We start from the raw sequence: 18,470 nt of genomic DNA, 5'->3' as shown, positions 1-18,470 counted from the left end.
GAAAAGACGGTTTCAAAAGTAGTAAAAAGCACACCTACAAAGCCGTTAGAACTTTATAGGTGCGGCGGTCAGCGTATGATTTCAAACGCGCCTTTGATGATTTCGCGCGTAATGCCAAATTTGATGATGTAGAAATAAGTCCCCGAAGGCAACACATTGCCGTTGTAAGTACCCTCCCAATCGTTGCGGTATTCTTTGCGGCGATACACTTCTTGCCCCCAACGGTTGAAGACAATCAGTTCATTGTCAGGATATTTTTCTATGCCCTCGATATAAAGTTGGTCGTTCAGACCGTCGCCGTTAGGTGTGATGGCATCTACGGTTCGCACGTCAGGCGTTCCAATGACGCTAATAAAGACGCTATCTTTGGTGATACAGCCGTTGATGTTGCTCACTTCTACATAGTAGTAGCGGCTAATGAGCGGACGCACCATAGGGTTTGCCGTACTATCGCCTTCGATGTCTAATTGTGGAGTCCAGAGGTAGGTAAGTCCGCCTGTGGCTTGCAGTTGTATCGCATTGCCTATGCTTATGGTCGTATCGGGCGTAATGGTAACGGTAGGATTGTTGCGAACTTCAATGCGCAAGACGTTGCTGCTATCTCTAAAACAGTCATTGATGACCAGACGGCGGAAAAAAGTCGTAGAATCAAGGGGCGTAGGCTGATAGGTCGGAATGTTGGTATTGGGAATGTCTATCCAATTTTGCCTATCGGGTGAAGATTGCCATTGATACCTAAAATCGCCATACAAACTCAAACTATCCAAAATTAGATTGCCTTCTAAGGGGAATGTTTCGGCATTTCTACACACAAAACCTTCGGGCGTGATGGCATTAAGTTCGAAGCGGGGCGAAACGGATAAAATTACAACGTTGCTGGTATCGGAAAAACAGCGCGAATTGACGATACGGCGATATTGTACCGAGCGCGTAATGACACCGGGCGCAAAATTTTCACGCGCCGAAACGGTAGCCCAAGTGCCTGTCGTATCATCAAGGAAAGAACGCTGCCAAATGTAGCCATAAGTTGTGGTATCCCCCCCGATGGGTTTCGTACCAAAAAGCGTGTCGGCAAGGCTGCCTTCGCATAAAAGCTGACTACTGCTGATAAAATTGCTATCGAGTGGCTGCACCACACTCACGCGAATAATGTTGGAAATATTAGGCAAACACTCCCCTGCCCTTGCCGTTCTACGAATATAAACCGTATCCGAAGGCGCACCTACGTGAAAAGCCGTTATGGAATCATTGGGGACAACAACCCAATCCAAACTATCGAAAGAAATTTGCCAAGTAATGGCGATTGAGTCATTTTCAGTAGTGAAAGGAATTGTACCAATAATCCAATCGGCAGAATCGCCCTGACAAATCGTCTGTCTGCCTTCTACCAAGCGGTTATTTTGTGGTGTGCGCTTGATGCTAATGAGTAAAACATTGCTGGTATCCACGCTGCAACCGCCTTCGATGACCCTACGATAAAAATTCCTACCCGTAAAAACGGTATCAGGTGTAAAGCTTTGTACCGAAGTATCCGAAGCAAACCAAGTGAGCGAATCGGGCGAATACTCCCAACGGTAGGTATAATTGCCCTCGCCTTCGGGCGGCGTGCCATTGATGACAAAAGTAGCCGAATCGCCTACACAATATTCTGTTTGGTTGGTTTCGATAAAATTAAGCCCAAAATCTTCTATGATATTGATTTGTACGACATTGCTCGTATCGCTGCTACAAGAATCATAGGCGATTCTTCTGAAATAAGTGGTATCTAAAAGGGCAAAAGGTTTGATGCGCAAAGAATCGTCGCGATTGCCCCAAGTAAGGCTGTCAAAAGAAACCTGCCATTGATACAATAGGCTATCTCTGCCCCCTGTGGCTGCATTTGCCAAGATTTGCCAAGTGGTATCGCCTGCACAAAGGGTCTGGAATTGTGTCGGAATGGAAATGACGTTGCTCGCACTATCTACAGGTTTTACCAAACGAATCGTTAGGATATTGCTAAAATAAGTCTGACAACTATCCACCAATCGCCTTCTGACAAAAAAGCTATCAGGAATGGTATTGAAAATTGTACCCAAAAGAATAGAATCAGCCACGTCCCAATTTTGAGCAGAATCCACTGCCGTCCAGAAGCCTGTATTCGGATTTAGATTTGTACTCACTTCCCACACAAAAAAGAAGGCACTGTCAATTCCTGCGGGCGCACCTACAAAGGTAGGAATGGAGTCGCCCAAACAGATTTCGGTGCGCGGAATGGAAATAGCCGTAGAGTCGTTGCCTAAATCGGGAGCTGTGGTAAGCGTAATGATATTGCTTGTATCAGAAAAGCAAGCACTTTGGGTTATCAGACGCACAAAAACGGTATCGGTAACTTCGGGTAATTGTAGGCTCGAAACAAGCGAATCGGCATGCACCCAATCGGCGGAATCTAAATTTGTAGCCGTTTCCCAATAATAGCGGTAGTCGTTAGGGTCGCCGCCTTGCGGAGGCTTAGGCGTGATAGGGTCGGGAAGCGCACCAATACAGACGTACTGACTTCTGTATATCGTATCGGCTACCAAAGGCGCAATCGGATTTAATGCCGCCACATTGCTGGTATCAGGCAGGCAAGAACCCAAAACAATACGGCGCACCAAAATTGTGTCTGTGGTGTTCAAAATGGGTGGCGTGTAAGCTACCGTTGTGGCAGTATCGAGCCAAGTAGTGCCTGCATCTGTGGAAATTTGCCAATGATAAGTAAAGCCTTTTCCTACGGTATCGGCAGGGAAAGTGCCGACAATATCTTGCGGCTGGATACCCAAACAAACACTTTGATTAGCAGGACTAATTTCATTTGTACCAAAAGCAGGCACAATGGCAAGCGTCATAACGTTGCTAAAATTGGTATCACACTCGCTCAAAAGCAAGCGTCTGAAATAGGTCGTATCCGAAGCAGTGAAACCTGCCAAAGCGTAATTTTTCAAATCGCTGGGCGCAGGGGCATTTGTCCAAGCAATAGAATCGTTTGAAATTTGCCATTGGTAAGAAAAAGAAGCGACATCGCCCAAAGTAGCCGTACTTCCAATAATAGAAGTGGGCAGCGGTTCGCCTTCGCAAAGGGTAAGATTGGGCGAAGTTACGTCGTTGCTGCTGGGGCAGGCTTTTACCGTCAATATCCAAACGCGCACAAAGAGCGTCAAATCGGGCGCGTCAAGGTTGGTTACGCGCAAAAAGTAGTTTCCTGCATCAGCAGGCTGAATGTTGGTAAGCGAAAGGATATAGCCATTTGCCGTAGCAGTAGGCGCAATCGGCGTGTTGTCTTTGTACCATTGATACAAATTCCCAACGGCAGGCGGGTCTATCGTCAGAGAATCAGTGTAGTTTGTGTTCTGATAAACAGTAATTTGGCGCACCGTACTGACGCTATCTTGGGGCGAATACGTAAAAACAAAAGTGCCGTTATTGTTTGGTGCAATGCTATTAAAAGTAAGGCGGTTGTTTTCCAAACGCAAATCTAAGGCAGAGATAGGCGAAAAAGTAGGTACAAAAGTTAGCCTATTGCTATTGAGCCAGCAGGTATCTAAGGCAGCCATGCCTGTGGGCGAAAGATTGGTCAGCGTAGCAGGCACTTCATTTTCTAAAAGATTGTTGCCCAAATCCAAATAACGAAGCGTAGAAAGATTGCCTAATTCGGCAGGAATATCGCCAGAAAGCTCGTTTTGAGAGAGATTAAGGCGCACAAGGGTATCTAAGTTTCCCAAAGTGTTGGGAATCGTTCCCGTTAGGTTGTTTTGAGTCAGGAGCAGTTGGCGCAAACTATTTGCAGAGCCTAAGTCGGTAGGAATATCACCCGATAATTGATTTTGGCTCAATTCTATAATCTGAATTTCACCCAAACCGCCCAAAGAGGCAGGAATCGCACCCGTTAGGGCGTTGTCGGATAGATTTAAAACGCGCAACCTTTTCAAACTATCACCTGTAAAGATGGAGTTCGGAATTGTGCCTGTAAGCCCCACATTGGGCAAAATAAGTTTGATGACACAACCATCTGCATCTACTTCTACGCCCTGCCAAGTGTTGAGCGGTGTAGTCAAGTCCCAACTGTTCCAAGACGTTCCGCCGCCTGTGCTATTGTAGAAAGTAACTAAGGCTAAGGAATCGTCGGGCAGACAAAGCGGCTTTTTGAGCGGCTTATAGGCACTCAAAAAAGGCGTTAGCAATAGCCCTATCCAAAATAAAAGCAATGTAGTAGGCAGAAAATAACGTTTCGGACTCATGTTTTCTTCAACGGGGTTTCAAATAGCTCACTTGCCAAATAGCGTGGAACTGTAAAAAGCAAAGCCAGCACGCTTAGTCTATCTAAATATTGGTCTATCTAAGTAACAGTCAGACGCAAGATAGCAATCAGGCACAAGCGTGTCGGCAAATTTCGGACAATTTCAGTACAAAAGTAAGATTTTTTTTGAAAAGTGGCATTTCCTACCTACTGCATTTTTACTGCAAGCAAGTGCCAATACCCAAAAACCAAAAAGCGCGATTTCCGAACTTAGGCACATAAAGCGCGGCGCAATTTAGCCTAAAACGTAAAAAGTCCGCTTTTTATTGTTAAAATCTTACATAAAAGGAAAGACAGAGGCAACCCAACCTTTCTTGGGTAGCAAAGCGCGAAAACTCGCTATTTTTATGTTTTTTTCAATATTTTTTAGTATTTTTTCAATACTATTTAGCAATTTTTTAATTCTCCTTCCTACAAACGCGCCGCCAAAGCCGTCGCCTTTTTGATGCAATCGCTCACCGAAACACCCTTGTACCAGTTCGCACAGATAAAGAATTGATTGGCAAAGGTTTGCTCGAAATCTTGGGCTGCCTGCCAAACCTGCCACATTTTGGCATCATACTGCGGAATGGCTTTTTCCCAATGGTGCAAATGCTGATACAAAGGCGGATTTTTGAGCTGATAAATCGCCTTTAATTCACGATTCAAGTCCGCTAAGATTGCCGCTTCGCCCTGCTGCGCCTGTTTTTCGCCTGCCCTGCCGCCAACAAAAGAGGTAAGCAAGACTTCATCTTCGGGTGCGCGTCCTTCAAAAACGCTGCTGCTCCAAATGCTACCTGCCGAAAAGGGATTTTCTATCGGTGGGTGCAATGCGCCAAAACCGTCTAACTGATGGCTGCCCGAAAGAAAATTGCCAAAATCGGATTTTTTGAAAACCGAATGTACCAAGTTCATGGGCGGATAGTGCAGCTTTTCCAATCCCTCTCGCAAAGACGCTACGCATTTTTGTTGCAATTCGCTGCCAAAATCTATTCCTTTCAAAATTTGAGCCGTAACCTGCGCCGAAGTCGTCAGCACCACCTGTGTAACTTCCCAAGTTTTTTCCGTATTTTCTTTTGTATTTTCTTCTATTTTTTCTTCTATCTCATTTTGTCGCAATTCTTCTTTTTCGTTTTCCCCTGTCGAAAAAAATGCGTTCTTATTAGGCTGAAAGTCTAAACTTTCAGCTTTGTAATTCAAAGTATTTTGACTTTTTACTCTAAATTTTCCACTTTTCAAATCATATTCTATGCCTGTAATGGGCGTTTGCAAAAGAAGCGATTGAGGGGAAAGTTGGTCTTTTAGAGCCTCTGCCAAACGCTGCATGCCACCTTTAAAGGAAAGAGAAGTTTTGCGTTCTGCCGCCTTATTTTTGATAAACCCTTTTAAAATTGAACCATATTGTCTTTCCATTTCTTTCAGTTGTGGAAAAGTAAGCGACAAAAGCAATTCTTCTGCCTTTCCTGCATAAATGCCGCCTACGAAGGGATTAACAGCATATTCGACCACTTCCTTTCCAAAATGACGCGCAAAAAAAGTGGCTAAGGTTTCAAATTCGGCAGGTTCTATTTTTTCGTTTGTTTCGCTTTTTATTTTATTTTTGTAAAAAAATTCAGATAAAATTTTGAGTTTTGTTTTGAAACTAAAAAAAGAACTCGTGAGCAAGGCAGGAGGCGAAGTAGGCAATTTATGATAACGCCCTTTTTTAAGAATATAGCGATTTTTGCTCACAGGGTTTGCGCGTACCATTTCAGCCTCCAAACCTATCTTTTTGATAAAATCTAAAATAAAATCATCTGCTAAAAGCGAATTTGCACCACATTCAATCAGATACTTATCCTGCCATTTTTTTGAAAATAGATTGCCGCCTATGCGTTGGGAGCCTTCAAAAAGAAGATAGGGTTTTTGCTTCTTTTCCAAAGCGGCGGCTAAGGTTAGCCCCGAAATGCCAGCACCGATAATTGCTATCATAGCGATAAGAGTTTGGTTTCTAAAATGCCTTTGGGCGTTTTGAAAGGACAAAGGTACAAATGCCTTTTCTAAAAACAACGAAGACAAGGGGCAGGTAGCATTTTGGAAGTAGGAGGCACATTTTTGTATCCTATTTTTTGTCCCATATTTTTTGTACTTTTGTCAATCCTATAAAAAAAACGCGCTCTATCTCTCCCTGCTTATGCGTTACTTTCTGTTACAATCGTTAGCACGATTGCCCTTTTGGTTTTGGTATCTAATTTCTGATGTATTATATTTTTTCATTTTTAAAATTATCGGATATAGAAAAAAAGTGGTAATGGAGAACCTTCAAATTGCTTTTCCCGACCTTAGCGAAAAGGAGCGGCAGGCTATTCAAAAGGCATTTTATCATAATTTTACAGATTTTATAGTAGAAACACTCAAATCATTTGCCATCACCCCTGATGCCCTTAGAGCGCGTGTGCGCTTTTCTGCCAACGCCCAAAAAAGGGTAGCCCAACTTTTAGCAGAGGGAAAATCGGCAATTTTTCTCACCACTCACCACATGAACTGGGAATGGATTTCGCTTCATGCCAGCCTGACAACGGAGATGAAAGTAATGCCTATTTATAAAAAACTAAACAGTCCTTTTTTCGAAAAGGCAATCTACACCATGCGCAGTAAGTTTGGCGCAGAGCCTGTGGAAATGAAACAGACCTACCAAAAAATGCTCACCCCGACTCAACCTTCGGCATTTATCATGGTGGCAGACCAAACGCCTGCTCGTAGTCAGAAAAAATATTGGACAAATTTTATGCAGCGTCCTACGCCTTTTTTCATTGGCACAGCCATTCTACCCATACGCGCGAATTTGGAAGTCTTCTTCGCGCGTGTTCGCAAGACCAAGCGCGGTCATTACGAATATGATTTCGAACCCGTAGCCGCTCCGCCCTACAAAGAAATGCCCGATTATTCTATCCTCGATAAGTATGCAGAAAGGGTAGAAACGGCAGTTTTGGCGCAGCCCCAAACGTGGCTTTGGTCGCATAGGCGATGGAAACACAGCGAAATTGGCAAAGACGAAGCCGTTTCGCAGGCTATCCAAAAAAAATAACCATACCGCATGGCTCGATTTATTTTCGTACCTTTGCAGCCCCATTTATCTTTTACACGCCCTTTGTAAGTGCTTTCCGATTTATTATGCGTAAAATTAGTTTAGAAAACATCATTTTGTTTGAAAATGAGGATTACCTTGTTTTGAATAAGCCCCCTTTTCTGCCGTCCTTAGATGAGCGAAGTGGCGAAGGCGAAAACCTGCTACAAGTAGTGAGGCGCGATTTGCCCGAAGCGCAGCTCTGCCACCGTTTGGATAAAGTTACCAGCGGTGCGATTGCGGTAGCGAAAAATCCCGAAGCCTATCGCCATTTGGCGATTCAGTTTGAGAACAGAAAAGTGGATAAAATCTACCATGCCGTTTCCAATGGCGTGCATGCTTTCGAGGAAAAAGTAGTAGAACTACCCATCTACAAAGGCAGGCAGGCAGAAGCACGCATCGACTTCTCCGAAGGCAGAGAAGCAACTACCATTTTCAATACCTTACGCGCCTTTCGCCACAATACCCTGATAGAGTGCAAACCCCTAACAGGGCGTTTCCATCAAATTCGTATCCACTTGGCTACCCAACGCGCCCCCTTAGTGTCGGATAGACTCTATGGTGGCAAAGATATTTTCCTTTCCCAATACAAAAGACACTACAATCTGAAAAAATGGGAAGACGAACGCCCTATGATTGGACGCGCAGCCCTTCATGCGGCAAGCCTCACTTTCAAAGGATTAAAGCAGGAAACGATTGAGGTGAAGGCGGAATATCCCAAAGATTTTAGGGTTTTGGTTAAATTATTGGAAGATTACGATTAAGATATGATTAAGAAAAGATAGGGGCAGGATAGGATTAAATGGCTTTTGTAGATGCTTTATCAGCCCATTATTTGCTCATTATCAGCTTCTTATCCCTGCCTTATCGCGCTTTTTCCTTATTGCTTTCTCCTTATCGCTTTTCTGCCTTCTCTCTGTTCGCTCTTTGCTACTTCTCTTTTCTATGAAAACTCCACTAAAAACTCCACCTGTCCTCTCTCTTACCGATTACACCTACGCGCTTCCCGATGAGCGAATTGCTCAATTTCCCCTACCAGAGCGCGATGCCTCCAAGCTACTTGTGTATAAAAATGGCGAAATAGTACATAGCAATTTTCAACACCTTAGCCATTTTATACCCAACGAAAGTACCCTCTTTTTCAATAATACGAAGGTCATTCCTGCGCGTCTTTATTTTCAAAAAGATACAGGTGCGCAAATAGAGATTTTCTTGCTTGCGCCTCTTGCCCCTCACAGTTTAGTGGCACAAGCCATGCAACAAAAAGGCTACGCCATTTGGAAATGTATGATAGGCAATTTGAAGCGATGGAAAGAAGGGCAGGTTTTGGAGCGTCATTTTGAGCTACCCACTCAAAATTTTTCTAAAAATGAAAACGCAAGTGCTTCATTTTCAGAGTCATACAAAAAAGAAAAGCCGCAGGCTCTTACTGTACGCGCTACCTTAGAAGACCGCCAGAAGGGGACAGTTCGCCTCGAATGGAATCAGGATTTATACTTTGCCGAAATGGTCGAGCTATTGGGCAAAATCCCCCTTCCGCCCTACATCAAGCGCGAAAGCCAAGACCAAGACCAGAATCGCTACCAAACGATTTACTCCAAACAAGAAGGTGCTGTCGCTGCTCCTACCGCAGGGCTGCATTTCACAGAACGTGTTTTTTCTGATTTGGCAGAAAAAAAGGTACAAATTCAGGAGCTAACCTTACATGTAAGCGCAGGCACGTTTCAGCCCATTGCAAGCGAAGACCAGCACAATGTAGCCCAGCACGCCATGCACAGCGAACAGATTTTGCTTACACGTGCTAACGTAGAGGCGATTTTGAGTGCCAAATTTATCACTGCCGTTGGCACGACCTCGATGCGCACACTTGAAAGTGCTTATTGGTATGGCGTGATGTTGTTGGAAGACCCCGAAAGTCCTTTCTTTGTTCCCAAATTGATTGCCTATCAGCACAAGGATACGGATATTTCTTTGGAATCTGCCTTTCAAGCAATTTTGGCGCACCTGAATCGCCACCAAAGCGATACTTTGATGGGCGAAACCGAAATTTTTATCCTGCCAAGTTACGATTTCAAGGTCTGTGATGCCCTCATTACCAACTTTCATCAACCCGAAACGACGCTCATGCTTTTAGTCGCTGCTTTCGTAGGTGAGGATTGGCGCGAAATTTACCAGCAAGCTCTCGACCACCAATATAGGTTTTTGAGTTATGGAGATTCTTCTTTGCTTTTTAGGAAATAGACGAATATCCTATCCTACCTATGAAAACATGAAAACAGAACTTAGAGATAGACTCATAGCGCAAATGGCAGATTTTGTAGCCAAAAACGCACTTTTTGAAAAAGAAGCACCGCTGCTGGTAGCCGTTTCGGGAGGGATAGATTCCGTAGTTTTATGTGATTTGTTAATCGCACAAGGCTATAAAATCGCAATCGCTCACTGCAATTTTAGCCTGCGTGGAATAGAATCTGACCAAGACCAGATTTGGGTAGAAAAGTTTGCTTTGAAAAACAGAGTTCCCTTTTTTTCAAAAAAGTTTGATACGCTGCAAATCATAAAAGAGCAAAAAAGAAAGCGAAAGGATAACAAAGAAAAAAAGCAAACCTCTATTCAGGTGATAGCGCGTCAGCTCCGCTATCAGTTTTTTTTAGAGATTTTGGAAAAAGAAAAATACCAACACCTACTCACTGCCCACCACCAAGACGACTTGATGGAAAGCCTCTTGCTCAACCTTTGCAAAGGCACAGGAATAGCAGGACTGCGCGGAATTTTACCCAAACGTCCCTACCCTTCTTCATATTTTTTGAATCAAGATAAAAGCAATTTAGAAGTGAGTAATTTTTATGCAGAAAAAAATAAATATTATTTAGTAAGACCACTTCTTTTTTTAAACAAAAGTCATATTTTGGAATACGCAAAAAAATATAATTTGCAGTGGCGTGAAGATAGTAGCAACCAGACCGATAAGTACAGACGCAACCTTATACGCCACCAAGTAAGTCCCATTCTGCACCAAGTCAATGAAAAAGCCGCTGCCAAATTTGCGCATAGTGCAGAGCGAGCCGCCGAAATGGAACAGTTATTTTTACAGCACTATCGTTTTTTTTACAAAAAATACGTTCAGAAAACGAAACAATTTGGACAAACGCTTTTCAAAATTCAGTATCAAGGCTTACAAAGAAGTAGCGCACCTGCGGCTATTCTCTATCAACTTTTAAAAACAAAGCACTTTTCTTATCATACCTGTCAAAAAATAAGTAACCAAATAAAGTCCCTCCAAACGCCGCTTTTAGAGAGTCTGCGTTTTGAAAGCAAATCTCATGTTTTTTTATTAGACAAATATGAAATTATATTGTATCCTAAAAATAGCAAATCAAGTTTTTTTGTTTTAGAAAAAGCAAATGACAAAGTTATTTTTTTTGATAAAACGATAAGCACTTCCCTGATTTCGATTGAAAAATTTACAGCGTCCTTCCCTGCCGCCGACGCGCCTTTGGCTCTCTTTGACGCTGCCCAAATCAGTTTTCCACTGCATTTGCGCCTTTGGCAGGCAGGCGATAGCTTTGCGCCTTTGGGCATGAAAGGCAGACACAAGAAAGTAAGTGATGTTTTAAATGATTTAAAAATTTCAACTTTTGAAAAAAACAACACCTGGGTTTTGCTCTCCAAAGGTGAAATTATTTGGGTTGTCGGCAAAAGAATCAGCGACTTGCACAAAGTTTTGCCTACGACACAGACCCTTTTAGCAGTCAGAATTGAGGCAGAAAAATAGACGCAAAAAAATAGACGTAGAAAATAGGCTTAGTAGCGCATTTGAAGGCTAACTTTACTAAAAATACAAAAAAAACAAAGACAAGAGTAGGCTCTTTCTAAGAGTAGCAAAAAAAGGTATAGGTTTTGCAAAAGTCAGCCTATTCAAAGGCTCTTTTTCTATCATCTTAAAAACTAAACTCAAAATTGTATGCAAAAAACAAACAAAATCTTGGTTTATCTTCTTACGCTTGCCCTCTTTCTACCCCTCTTGCAAGCCTGCAAAACTTGGAGCAAGGCAGCAAAAGGTGGCGTAATCGGCGGCGTTGTGGGCGGCACTTTGGGCGGCTTGGTGAGCAAAAAGAACAAAGGCGTAGCGATTGCAGCAGGAGCAGCGATTGGCGGCGCGGCAGGAGCGGCGATTGGCGCGTATATGGATAAACAAGCCAAAGAATTAGAGCAGCAGTTGGAAAAAGATGCGACTGTAGTGCGTGTAGAAGAGGGCATACAAGTTACCTTCAATGGGGGGATTCTCTTCGACACCAATTCCGACCGTCTGCGCCCTGCGGCACAGCAAAATCTGCGCGAATTTTCGGCTACCTTGCGCAAATATGCCGACACCAATCTGATTATTCAAGGGCATACTGATAGCACAGGTTCGGACGAATACAACCAAACGCTTTCCGAAAAAAGAGCCAGCTCGGTACAAAGTTTCCTCTTGGCAAATGGCGTAGGGGCGGCGCGTCTGGATATGGTAGGCATGGGCGAAACAATGCCAATAGCCGACAACAACACCGAAGCAGGTAGGCAGCAAAATCGCCGCGTCGAGATTATCATTGTAGCAAATGAGGAGCTAAAACGCAAGGCTGAAAACGGCGAATTGAAGTAGAAATTAGACCAGAACTAACGGTTTGAAAGAACTGTTAGTTCTCTTTCCCTAAAAAGCGTTCTTTTTGGCGTTCTGCACAATAAAAATGCGTTTTTTGAGTATTTCTTATGTAAGATGCCCCCTATTAAATTTGCTGACGCGCTTTTTTTTAAAATATCGTTTTTAGCCTCGAAAACGAACCCTTCAATTAAATCTATACTAAAAACATGAAACCTTCAACCCAAAACCGTCCCTTTCTTTTTTCGCTTGCCCTTTTCGCCCTGATAGCCTTTGTCTTGATGGCGTTTGATAATGTGCCTGCCTTGAAAAAAGTAAGCATCAAAGGCGGTAAAATATCCTTAGATATTCCCAAAAATTTTTATGAAATGGGCAACGACGAAATTGTAGCCAAATATTACACCCAAAAACGCCCCACTGCCGTTTTTACCGACCCTGCCAAAAAAGTAGACATCGGGGTCAATATTTCTGAAACGCCTTGGGGCGAAGAAGATGTAGAGCTACTTAAAGATATTTTTAAAAATTCAGTAGTCAAATCGTATGATTATGTGAAATTTTTAAGAGAAGATATTACCATCATCAACGGACGCAAAGGCGTAGTATTGGAATTTTTAGGACAAATCAACCAAGACCCCAACGCGATTGTGAAGCGAGGCGCGAAAAGTCGCTACCACTGCATCTTTTATACCGTTTCGGATTATCGCATTATTTCCTACAATTTTAATTGCGTAGGTACAGACTACAAAATGTGGCAGGAAACGGCGCAAGCCTGCATGCAAACGCTTAAAGTCAGTGGCAAAATCCGCGATGAGGTGATAGAAGAAGACCCTACTAAGGACAATACCTTACAAACTGGTGGCGGTAGCCGTTAGGAAGTTGAAAGTTTTGCTTTATTTTATCCTTTTCCCCAAGTGGCTTCGAAATTTCATGAAATTTTGAAGCCACTTTGTTTTTTAAACAAAAAAATTGCGCCTTCTGTTATCGAGGGCATGAAAACAGCAATCTTTTGGTTTAGGAACGATTTGAGGCTGCACGACAACCGCGCCCTTGCCGCCGCTTGTGCTGCCTATCCGCAGGTCTTGATGGTCTATTGCCTCGACCCGCGCCTTTGGCAAGAACTGGATTTAGGTTTTAAAAAAACAGGAGCTTTTCGCACCCAATTTCTACTCGAAAGCCTTTCCGATTTAAAACAAAACCTACAAAAAAGAGGGAGCGATTTGCTGCTTTTGGAAGGCAGACCTGAAAGAGCCTTGCCGCTTTTGGCGCAAAGAGTAGGCGCAAGCCGCATTTTTGCCTCCCAAGAAGCCACTTCGGAAGAAATATTGGTAGAAGAAAATTTAAAAAAAGTCTTACCTAATACAATTAAGTTACAACTTTTTTGGCAGAGTACCCTGCACCTGCTCGAAGATTTGAACTTTGAGGTACAGCATCTACCCGATATTTTTACACAATACCGCAAAAAAGTAGAAAATAAAGTTAGGATACAGCCGCCACTACCTACTGCCAACACATTTGGCGAAAATACCTTCTCTATTTTTTCGGAAGTGGCAGCATTTAATACCCAGTATCAACCTTTGGGTATTAAAATTTTAGACACCTTGCCCACCTTAGCGGATTTCGGTTTTGAGGCGCAAGAAGTGGAAAAGGTAGTCAATCCCGACTCGCGTGCCGTTTTGCCCTTCAAAGGGGGTGAAACGGCAGCCTTAGCCCGTCTGCAAAACTATTTTTGGGAAAAAGATGCCCTTCGGTATTACAAAGAAACGCGCAACGGACTTATTGGCGCAGATTATTCGTCCAAATTTTCGGCATGGTTAGCCTTAGGTGCGCTTTCGCCACGTCAGATTTATAGCCAGATTCAAGCGTATGAGCGTGAGCGTATCGCAAATGATTCTACTTATTGGCTTGTTTTCGAACTTTTGTGGCGCGATTATTTTCGTTGGGTCGCGCTCAAATATGGCAACCGTCTTTTTTGGAGTAGCGGCTTGAAGGGCGAAAAATTGCCTACCAATCCTTACAAACCTGCCTTTGAAAAGTGGAAAAATGCACACACAAGACAACCTTTTATAGATGCTAATATGAAAGAATTGGCACTAACAGGTTTTATGTCTAATAGAGGCAGGCAGAATGTAGCCTCTTATTTGGTCAAAGATTTAAAGGTAGAATGGAGATGGGGCGCAGCCTATTTCGAGAGCCAACTCATAGACTATGATGTAGCCAGTAATTGGGGAAATTGGACTTATGTGGCAGGTGTGGGCAATGACCCACGCGAAAATCGCTATTTCAATCCCAAGACCCAAGCCGAGCGATACGACCCCAAGGGTGAGTATGTGGATTTATGGCTGAAATCATAAAAAAGGCGTTCCATAGTATAGGATTTTACAAGCCTATGCTATGGAACGAAATTATGAACGAAAATATGGGTGAAAACATCAGGCTTTTAAAACCAGAACAAAATTTGACCTGCCTGCTAAGGGCAGGGACTTTTTGTTTTTTCTGTTTCTAATTTTTTAGCTTTCTGTTTTTTATTTTTTCTATTTTCTAAGTCTTTTATCTTGCAAGCCTTTTATCTTCCGAGTCTTTTATCTTCTAAAGCCTACGCCGCCGCGTCTGCGCTTCGTCCAAGGGTTAGGGCAAGTTACGTCGCTGCTGCCAAAAGTGTAGGTAAGCGAAATTTCGTGCGAGTTGGCATTGATAGAAGCCAATTCTGAAATTGCCCAATCGAAGCTATAACCGAAGTTCCAATCGCCAAATTTTACACCTGCCATCAAGACCATGGCATCATGAATAGGGAAGCCTTCTGTGGTTTGTGTAAGGGGAAAACCGCGATACCAAAGTCCGAAAGTAAGCGGCTCTAAGGTGGCGTAAGCACCCACATTGAGCTGCTGAAAAGTGCCTTGTCTTTTATACATAAAGTTAGGCGTGAGGCTTTTTTCGCGCTGTTCGTAAGGTGCGCTAAAATTGAAGCGGTAGCCACCATGTAGCGAAATTTTCATAGGCAGGGCAGCCAATCCGCCCAAAGTAGATTCGTTAGGACGGTTGAGGTGATGCACCGAAGCCCCAAACCAAAAATCAGTACCAAAGAGCAATGCACCCGTAGAGATGTCCAAATAATTGACGCGCCCACGCGGAAATTCCTCTGCCGTAGGGTCTATAAAGCCAAAACCGGGTACAAACATATCGCCAAAGGTGAGTCCTTCATAGCCCAAAGTGCGCAAAACATACGTGCCTTGCAGGGCAGGCTGAATGGCTATGTTGTCGGAAATGGGAATAAGGTAGGAATAGATAAGCGAGAAGTCTGTATTTTTATACACGCCTGCCATTTCATCTACTTTCACAATCGCACCTATCGAGCTTCTAACATCAGCAAAATGATAATCAAATGCGCCTGCATAACTTACAAAGTTGGCATCAGTAGAAGGCCACTGATTGCGGTAGTTGAGGCTTACTCTGCCGCCCTGTGTAGAGCCTGCAAAGGCGGGATTTAGGTATAGGGGCGAGGCGTAGAACTGCGAAAATTGTAGGTCTTGGGCTGCCAAAGGCGAGCAAAAGAGGGCGAGTAGGAAGGTAAGTAAGCGGGTATATTTGGGTAGCATGTGTTCTGAATAGTTTGAGAGAAGGTAGTTTTGAAAAGGTAGTTTTGAAAAAGAGAGGCAGGATTTTGAATAAGAGTGCGAAAGCCAAATAAGATGTAAGCAAGTAGGCGAAAGATGGCTCAAAAGGGAAGTTTTGGCGCGTGTTTCCGCAAAACCAAAGCAAGCTAAACATTTTTTTTGGTTTTCTCAAATTTGAAACGCATTTTAAGTAGGTTGCTATTGTGTGAATAAAGATAAAAAAGCGCGTCCGCAGGCTTGGGTATCTTTTTTAAGGTTCTTTTCCAAATAAAATTTGGACAAAAGAGAGAAAACAGACCAATATACAAGTTTTTATACCTTTTTACGCCTACAAAGCAGGCACAAATGCCTATTCAAAAAATGTATAGACTTTTTATAGACTACTGTCTAAAATCATTTTTTTTGCCTTTTTAAGCCTTTTGGGTGAGCTTTTGAGCATAGTTGCATAATATTTGGTTCAAAGTAGGAATAGGAATATTTCGTTTTTGTTATGCGGCTGTAAAAGGGCGGCTTGCCGTTTTTTATTTGGAAAGTGTAGGCTAAACATTTGCGCTGGCAGGGTTTTAGAAAAAATAAGGGCAGATATAGATTTAGCCAAACCTTTGACATAGGTGCTTTTTTAGAAAAAAATCACTATTTTTGTGAATAGGAGCAAAAAAAAAGCAAGCTATCGGCTTGCAAGACCAAATAAAAGGAGGTTAAGCCTTCTAATTTGCCTTTCCATAAAATCCATAAAAAAGCGGATTCTGATACTTCTACACTTCTACTACTACACTTTATTTTGCATACGATGGAAATTTCTCATTTTCCTACCTTTTTCAAAAAGCAGCACCCACTTTGGGTAGCCCTATTCTTTTGGTCGTGCCTAAGTCTGCCCTTGATGGGGCAGGTTACGATTACGCCCAGCATCTCACCTGCCGAAATAGCCGCACGCTTAGAAGGACCGGGTGTGAGCATTTCGAATGTAACGGTAACAAATGCAGCCACAGGTATCGTAAGCGACCCCCTTTCATACGGGGGCTTCGATAGGAATTTGCCCTTAGATGAATTAGATAGCATCGGCTTGGGTACTTCGGGTATCGTTATGAGTTCGGGGCGAGTAGATAATATGGCAAACCCTGTGGGCTTTTTTGCCAGCTACAACAACACGGGCGGCAACGACCCCGACCTTTTTGGAATCGCAAACGTTACGATAAACGACGCAACTGTTATAGAGTTTGATGTTGTGCCTACGGGCGATACCATTCGCTTTGAATATACTTTTGGTTCGGAAGAATATCCCAACTTTGCTCCCCCTAATAGCAGTGCTTTTAATGACGTTTTCGCCTTTTTTATTACGATTGGGGGTACAAAGTTTAATATTGCCTTGCTGCCTGATGGCGTTACGCCTGTGGGCATCAATACGGTAAATCCAGCTACGCCTGCGCCTTTTGATGTGCATTACTACAACAATGTAGGAACAGGGCAGCAAATCCCTTACGGCGGTCTGACGCGCCTTTTAGTCGCGATTTCGGGCGTTACGCCTTGTCAAAGTTATCATATAGAACTAAAAATTGCAGACGGCGGCGATAGCTCTTTTGATTCAGGTGTGTTTGTGGAAAAGGTTAGCTCTAATGAAATTACAATCGATGCTTCTACCGACGTATCTTTCCCCGGTATCCAAACAGATGCCAATGGAAACGTTATCGGAGTTTGTCAAGATGCTTCTTTTACTTTGGAACGCACACGCATTGATATTCCCGAAACGGTAGCCCTTGTCTATGGCGGAAGCGCGGTAACGAGCAATGTCATCACCCCTGCCCTTTATCCTGCTACGCATCAATACCTAACAGGCGATTCTGTTTTTACAATTATTTTTGACCAAGCCAATTACAACAACATAGACAATGACGGTGCAGACACGCTCGATATTTACATCAATGATATTTGTGGAAATCCCTTAGATACTGCCTATATCTATTTTGCAAAAGGTACAAGTCAGACCATTATGTCGCTCCCTGCGGCGGTAAATGATACCGTTAAAGTCTGTGCAGGGCAGCAAATTCATTTTTTCACCAACCAGGTCTATGAACATTATCAGTGGTATAACAACGACCAACTTTTGCCTGTCGACACCCTTTTTGAATATTTTTATACCCCCCTTACGCCGGGTACGGATTCGGTTTATTTGCGTGTAGAAAATCAAAGTGGCTGTATTGCTTACGATACTATTTACATAGCCGTAGGCGTTCCCGCACCGCTGGATTTAGAGGCTGATATTGTACTTTGTCAGAGCGACGGCGATACCATTTTACGCGCCTTTGAGCCGGTACATGGCACACACATGACCTATAATTGGTTTGAAAATGGAAACCCCATTGGCACAGACGACACTGTTTTGGTCATTCCTGCCTTTGGCGACCCCTTTGTGCCTGTTACGCGCATCTATTCGGTAGAGGTAGTCAATGATACTTCGGGCTGTACCGTTACCGACCAAGTTTCGATAACCTACAATCCAAATCCATTCTTAGACATCGGAACTTATACGCAAAGATGCGACAACGACGCGCCCACTGTTTTTAGTGCCGCTCACCCTTCGCATGGCGCAAACATGACCTATACTTGGTATGAGGTTATTGGTACAGATTCTACCGTTGTGGGAAATGCCGCAAATCTGACTGTACCCCTGACTACCAATGGCTTAGTTCCAACGACGGCAATGTATCGAGTAATTGCGCTCAATAATGTTACAGGTTGTGAAAATACGGATACGGTTTCTGTTACGGCTTTTCCAAATCCAATTGCAGAAATTACCTTTAATAACAATTCAGAAACGCAAATTTCTTT

At 43.2% G+C, this 18,470-nt stretch carries 11 protein-coding genes; 8 read left to right on the top strand and 3 right to left on the bottom strand.

The genetic code is table 11. The annotated features are described in order from the left end of the window. Positions 1-68: 68 nt before the first annotated feature. Together G500_RS24890 and hemG are read right to left on the bottom strand one after the other, a co-directional pair. A complete protein-coding gene (locus G500_RS24890) occupies positions 69-4,253 on the bottom strand; it encodes a T9SS type B sorting domain-containing protein (protein ID WP_051203347.1) in 4,185 nt (1,394 codons plus the stop codon). A 470-nt stretch (positions 4,254-4,723) separates the two neighbouring features. Next, on the bottom strand, positions 4,724-6,262 hold the full coding sequence (gene hemG / locus G500_RS0106935) for a protoporphyrinogen oxidase (protein ID WP_035756557.1): 1,539 nt from the start codon (positions 6,260-6,262) through the stop codon (positions 4,724-4,726). Between the two features lie 202 nt (positions 6,263-6,464). Between hemG and G500_RS0106930 the strand changes: the two genes are divergently transcribed. The 7 genes from G500_RS0106930 (at position 6,465) to G500_RS0106895 (ending at position 14,384) form a co-directional block, all read left to right on the top strand. Continuing rightward, entirely contained in the window at positions 6,465-7,358 is an 894-nt protein-coding gene (locus tag G500_RS0106930; protein ID WP_027002049.1) for a lysophospholipid acyltransferase family protein, read from the top strand. Continuing rightward, complete coding sequence (locus tag G500_RS0106925) at positions 7,298-8,161, top strand: RluA family pseudouridine synthase (protein WP_342664597.1); 864 nt, start codon at positions 7,298-7,300, stop codon at positions 8,159-8,161. The genes G500_RS0106930 and G500_RS0106925 overlap by 61 nt, the downstream gene beginning before the upstream one ends. Positions 8,162-8,342: 181 nt before the next feature. Further along, entirely contained in the window at positions 8,343-9,638 is a 1,296-nt protein-coding gene (locus G500_RS0106920) for an S-adenosylmethionine:tRNA ribosyltransferase-isomerase (RefSeq protein ID WP_027002047.1), read from the top strand. A gap of 28 nt (positions 9,639-9,666) precedes the next feature. Further along, positions 9,667-11,169, top strand: coding sequence for a tRNA lysidine(34) synthetase TilS (tilS, locus tag G500_RS0106915; RefSeq protein ID WP_027002046.1), 1,503 nt, complete (start codon positions 9,667-9,669; stop codon positions 11,167-11,169). A 189-nt stretch (positions 11,170-11,358) separates the two neighbouring features. Beyond that, positions 11,359-12,036: a YiaD family glycine zipper/OmpA-like lipoprotein gene (locus G500_RS0106905; protein ID WP_027002045.1), complete on the top strand. Its 678-nt coding sequence runs from the start codon at positions 11,359-11,361 to the stop codon at positions 12,034-12,036. 206 nt (positions 12,037-12,242) lie between these two features. Beyond that, positions 12,243-12,905, top strand: a complete 663-nt coding sequence (locus G500_RS24885) for a hypothetical protein (protein WP_051203346.1) — start codon at positions 12,243-12,245, stop codon at positions 12,903-12,905. Between the two features lie 63 nt (positions 12,906-12,968). Next, positions 12,969-14,384, top strand: a complete 1,416-nt coding sequence (locus G500_RS0106895; protein WP_211220144.1) for a DASH family cryptochrome — start codon at positions 12,969-12,971, stop codon at positions 14,382-14,384. Positions 14,385-14,612: 228 nt separating this feature from the next. On the opposite strand, the gene G500_RS22640 is transcribed toward G500_RS0106895, so the two are convergent. Beyond that, positions 14,613-15,626 (bottom strand): PorP/SprF family type IX secretion system membrane protein, encoded by a 1,014-nt coding sequence (locus G500_RS22640; RefSeq protein WP_035756544.1) that lies wholly within the window; start codon positions 15,624-15,626, stop codon positions 14,613-14,615. Between the two features lie 730 nt (positions 15,627-16,356). On the opposite strand from G500_RS22640, the gene G500_RS0106875 reads away from it, so the two are divergent. After that, positions 16,357-18,470, top strand: a 2,114-nt coding sequence (locus tag G500_RS0106875; protein ID WP_211220143.1) for a choice-of-anchor L domain-containing protein, incomplete at its 3' end; no start/stop codon positions are given.

Source organism: Hugenholtzia roseola DSM 9546, from assembly GCF_000422585.1.
Lineage (GTDB): Bacteria > Bacteroidota > Bacteroidia > Cytophagales > Bernardetiaceae > Hugenholtzia > Hugenholtzia roseola.
Note: the sequence above shows the minus strand (reverse complement) of the source record. Positions and strands in the feature narration are given on the sequence as shown.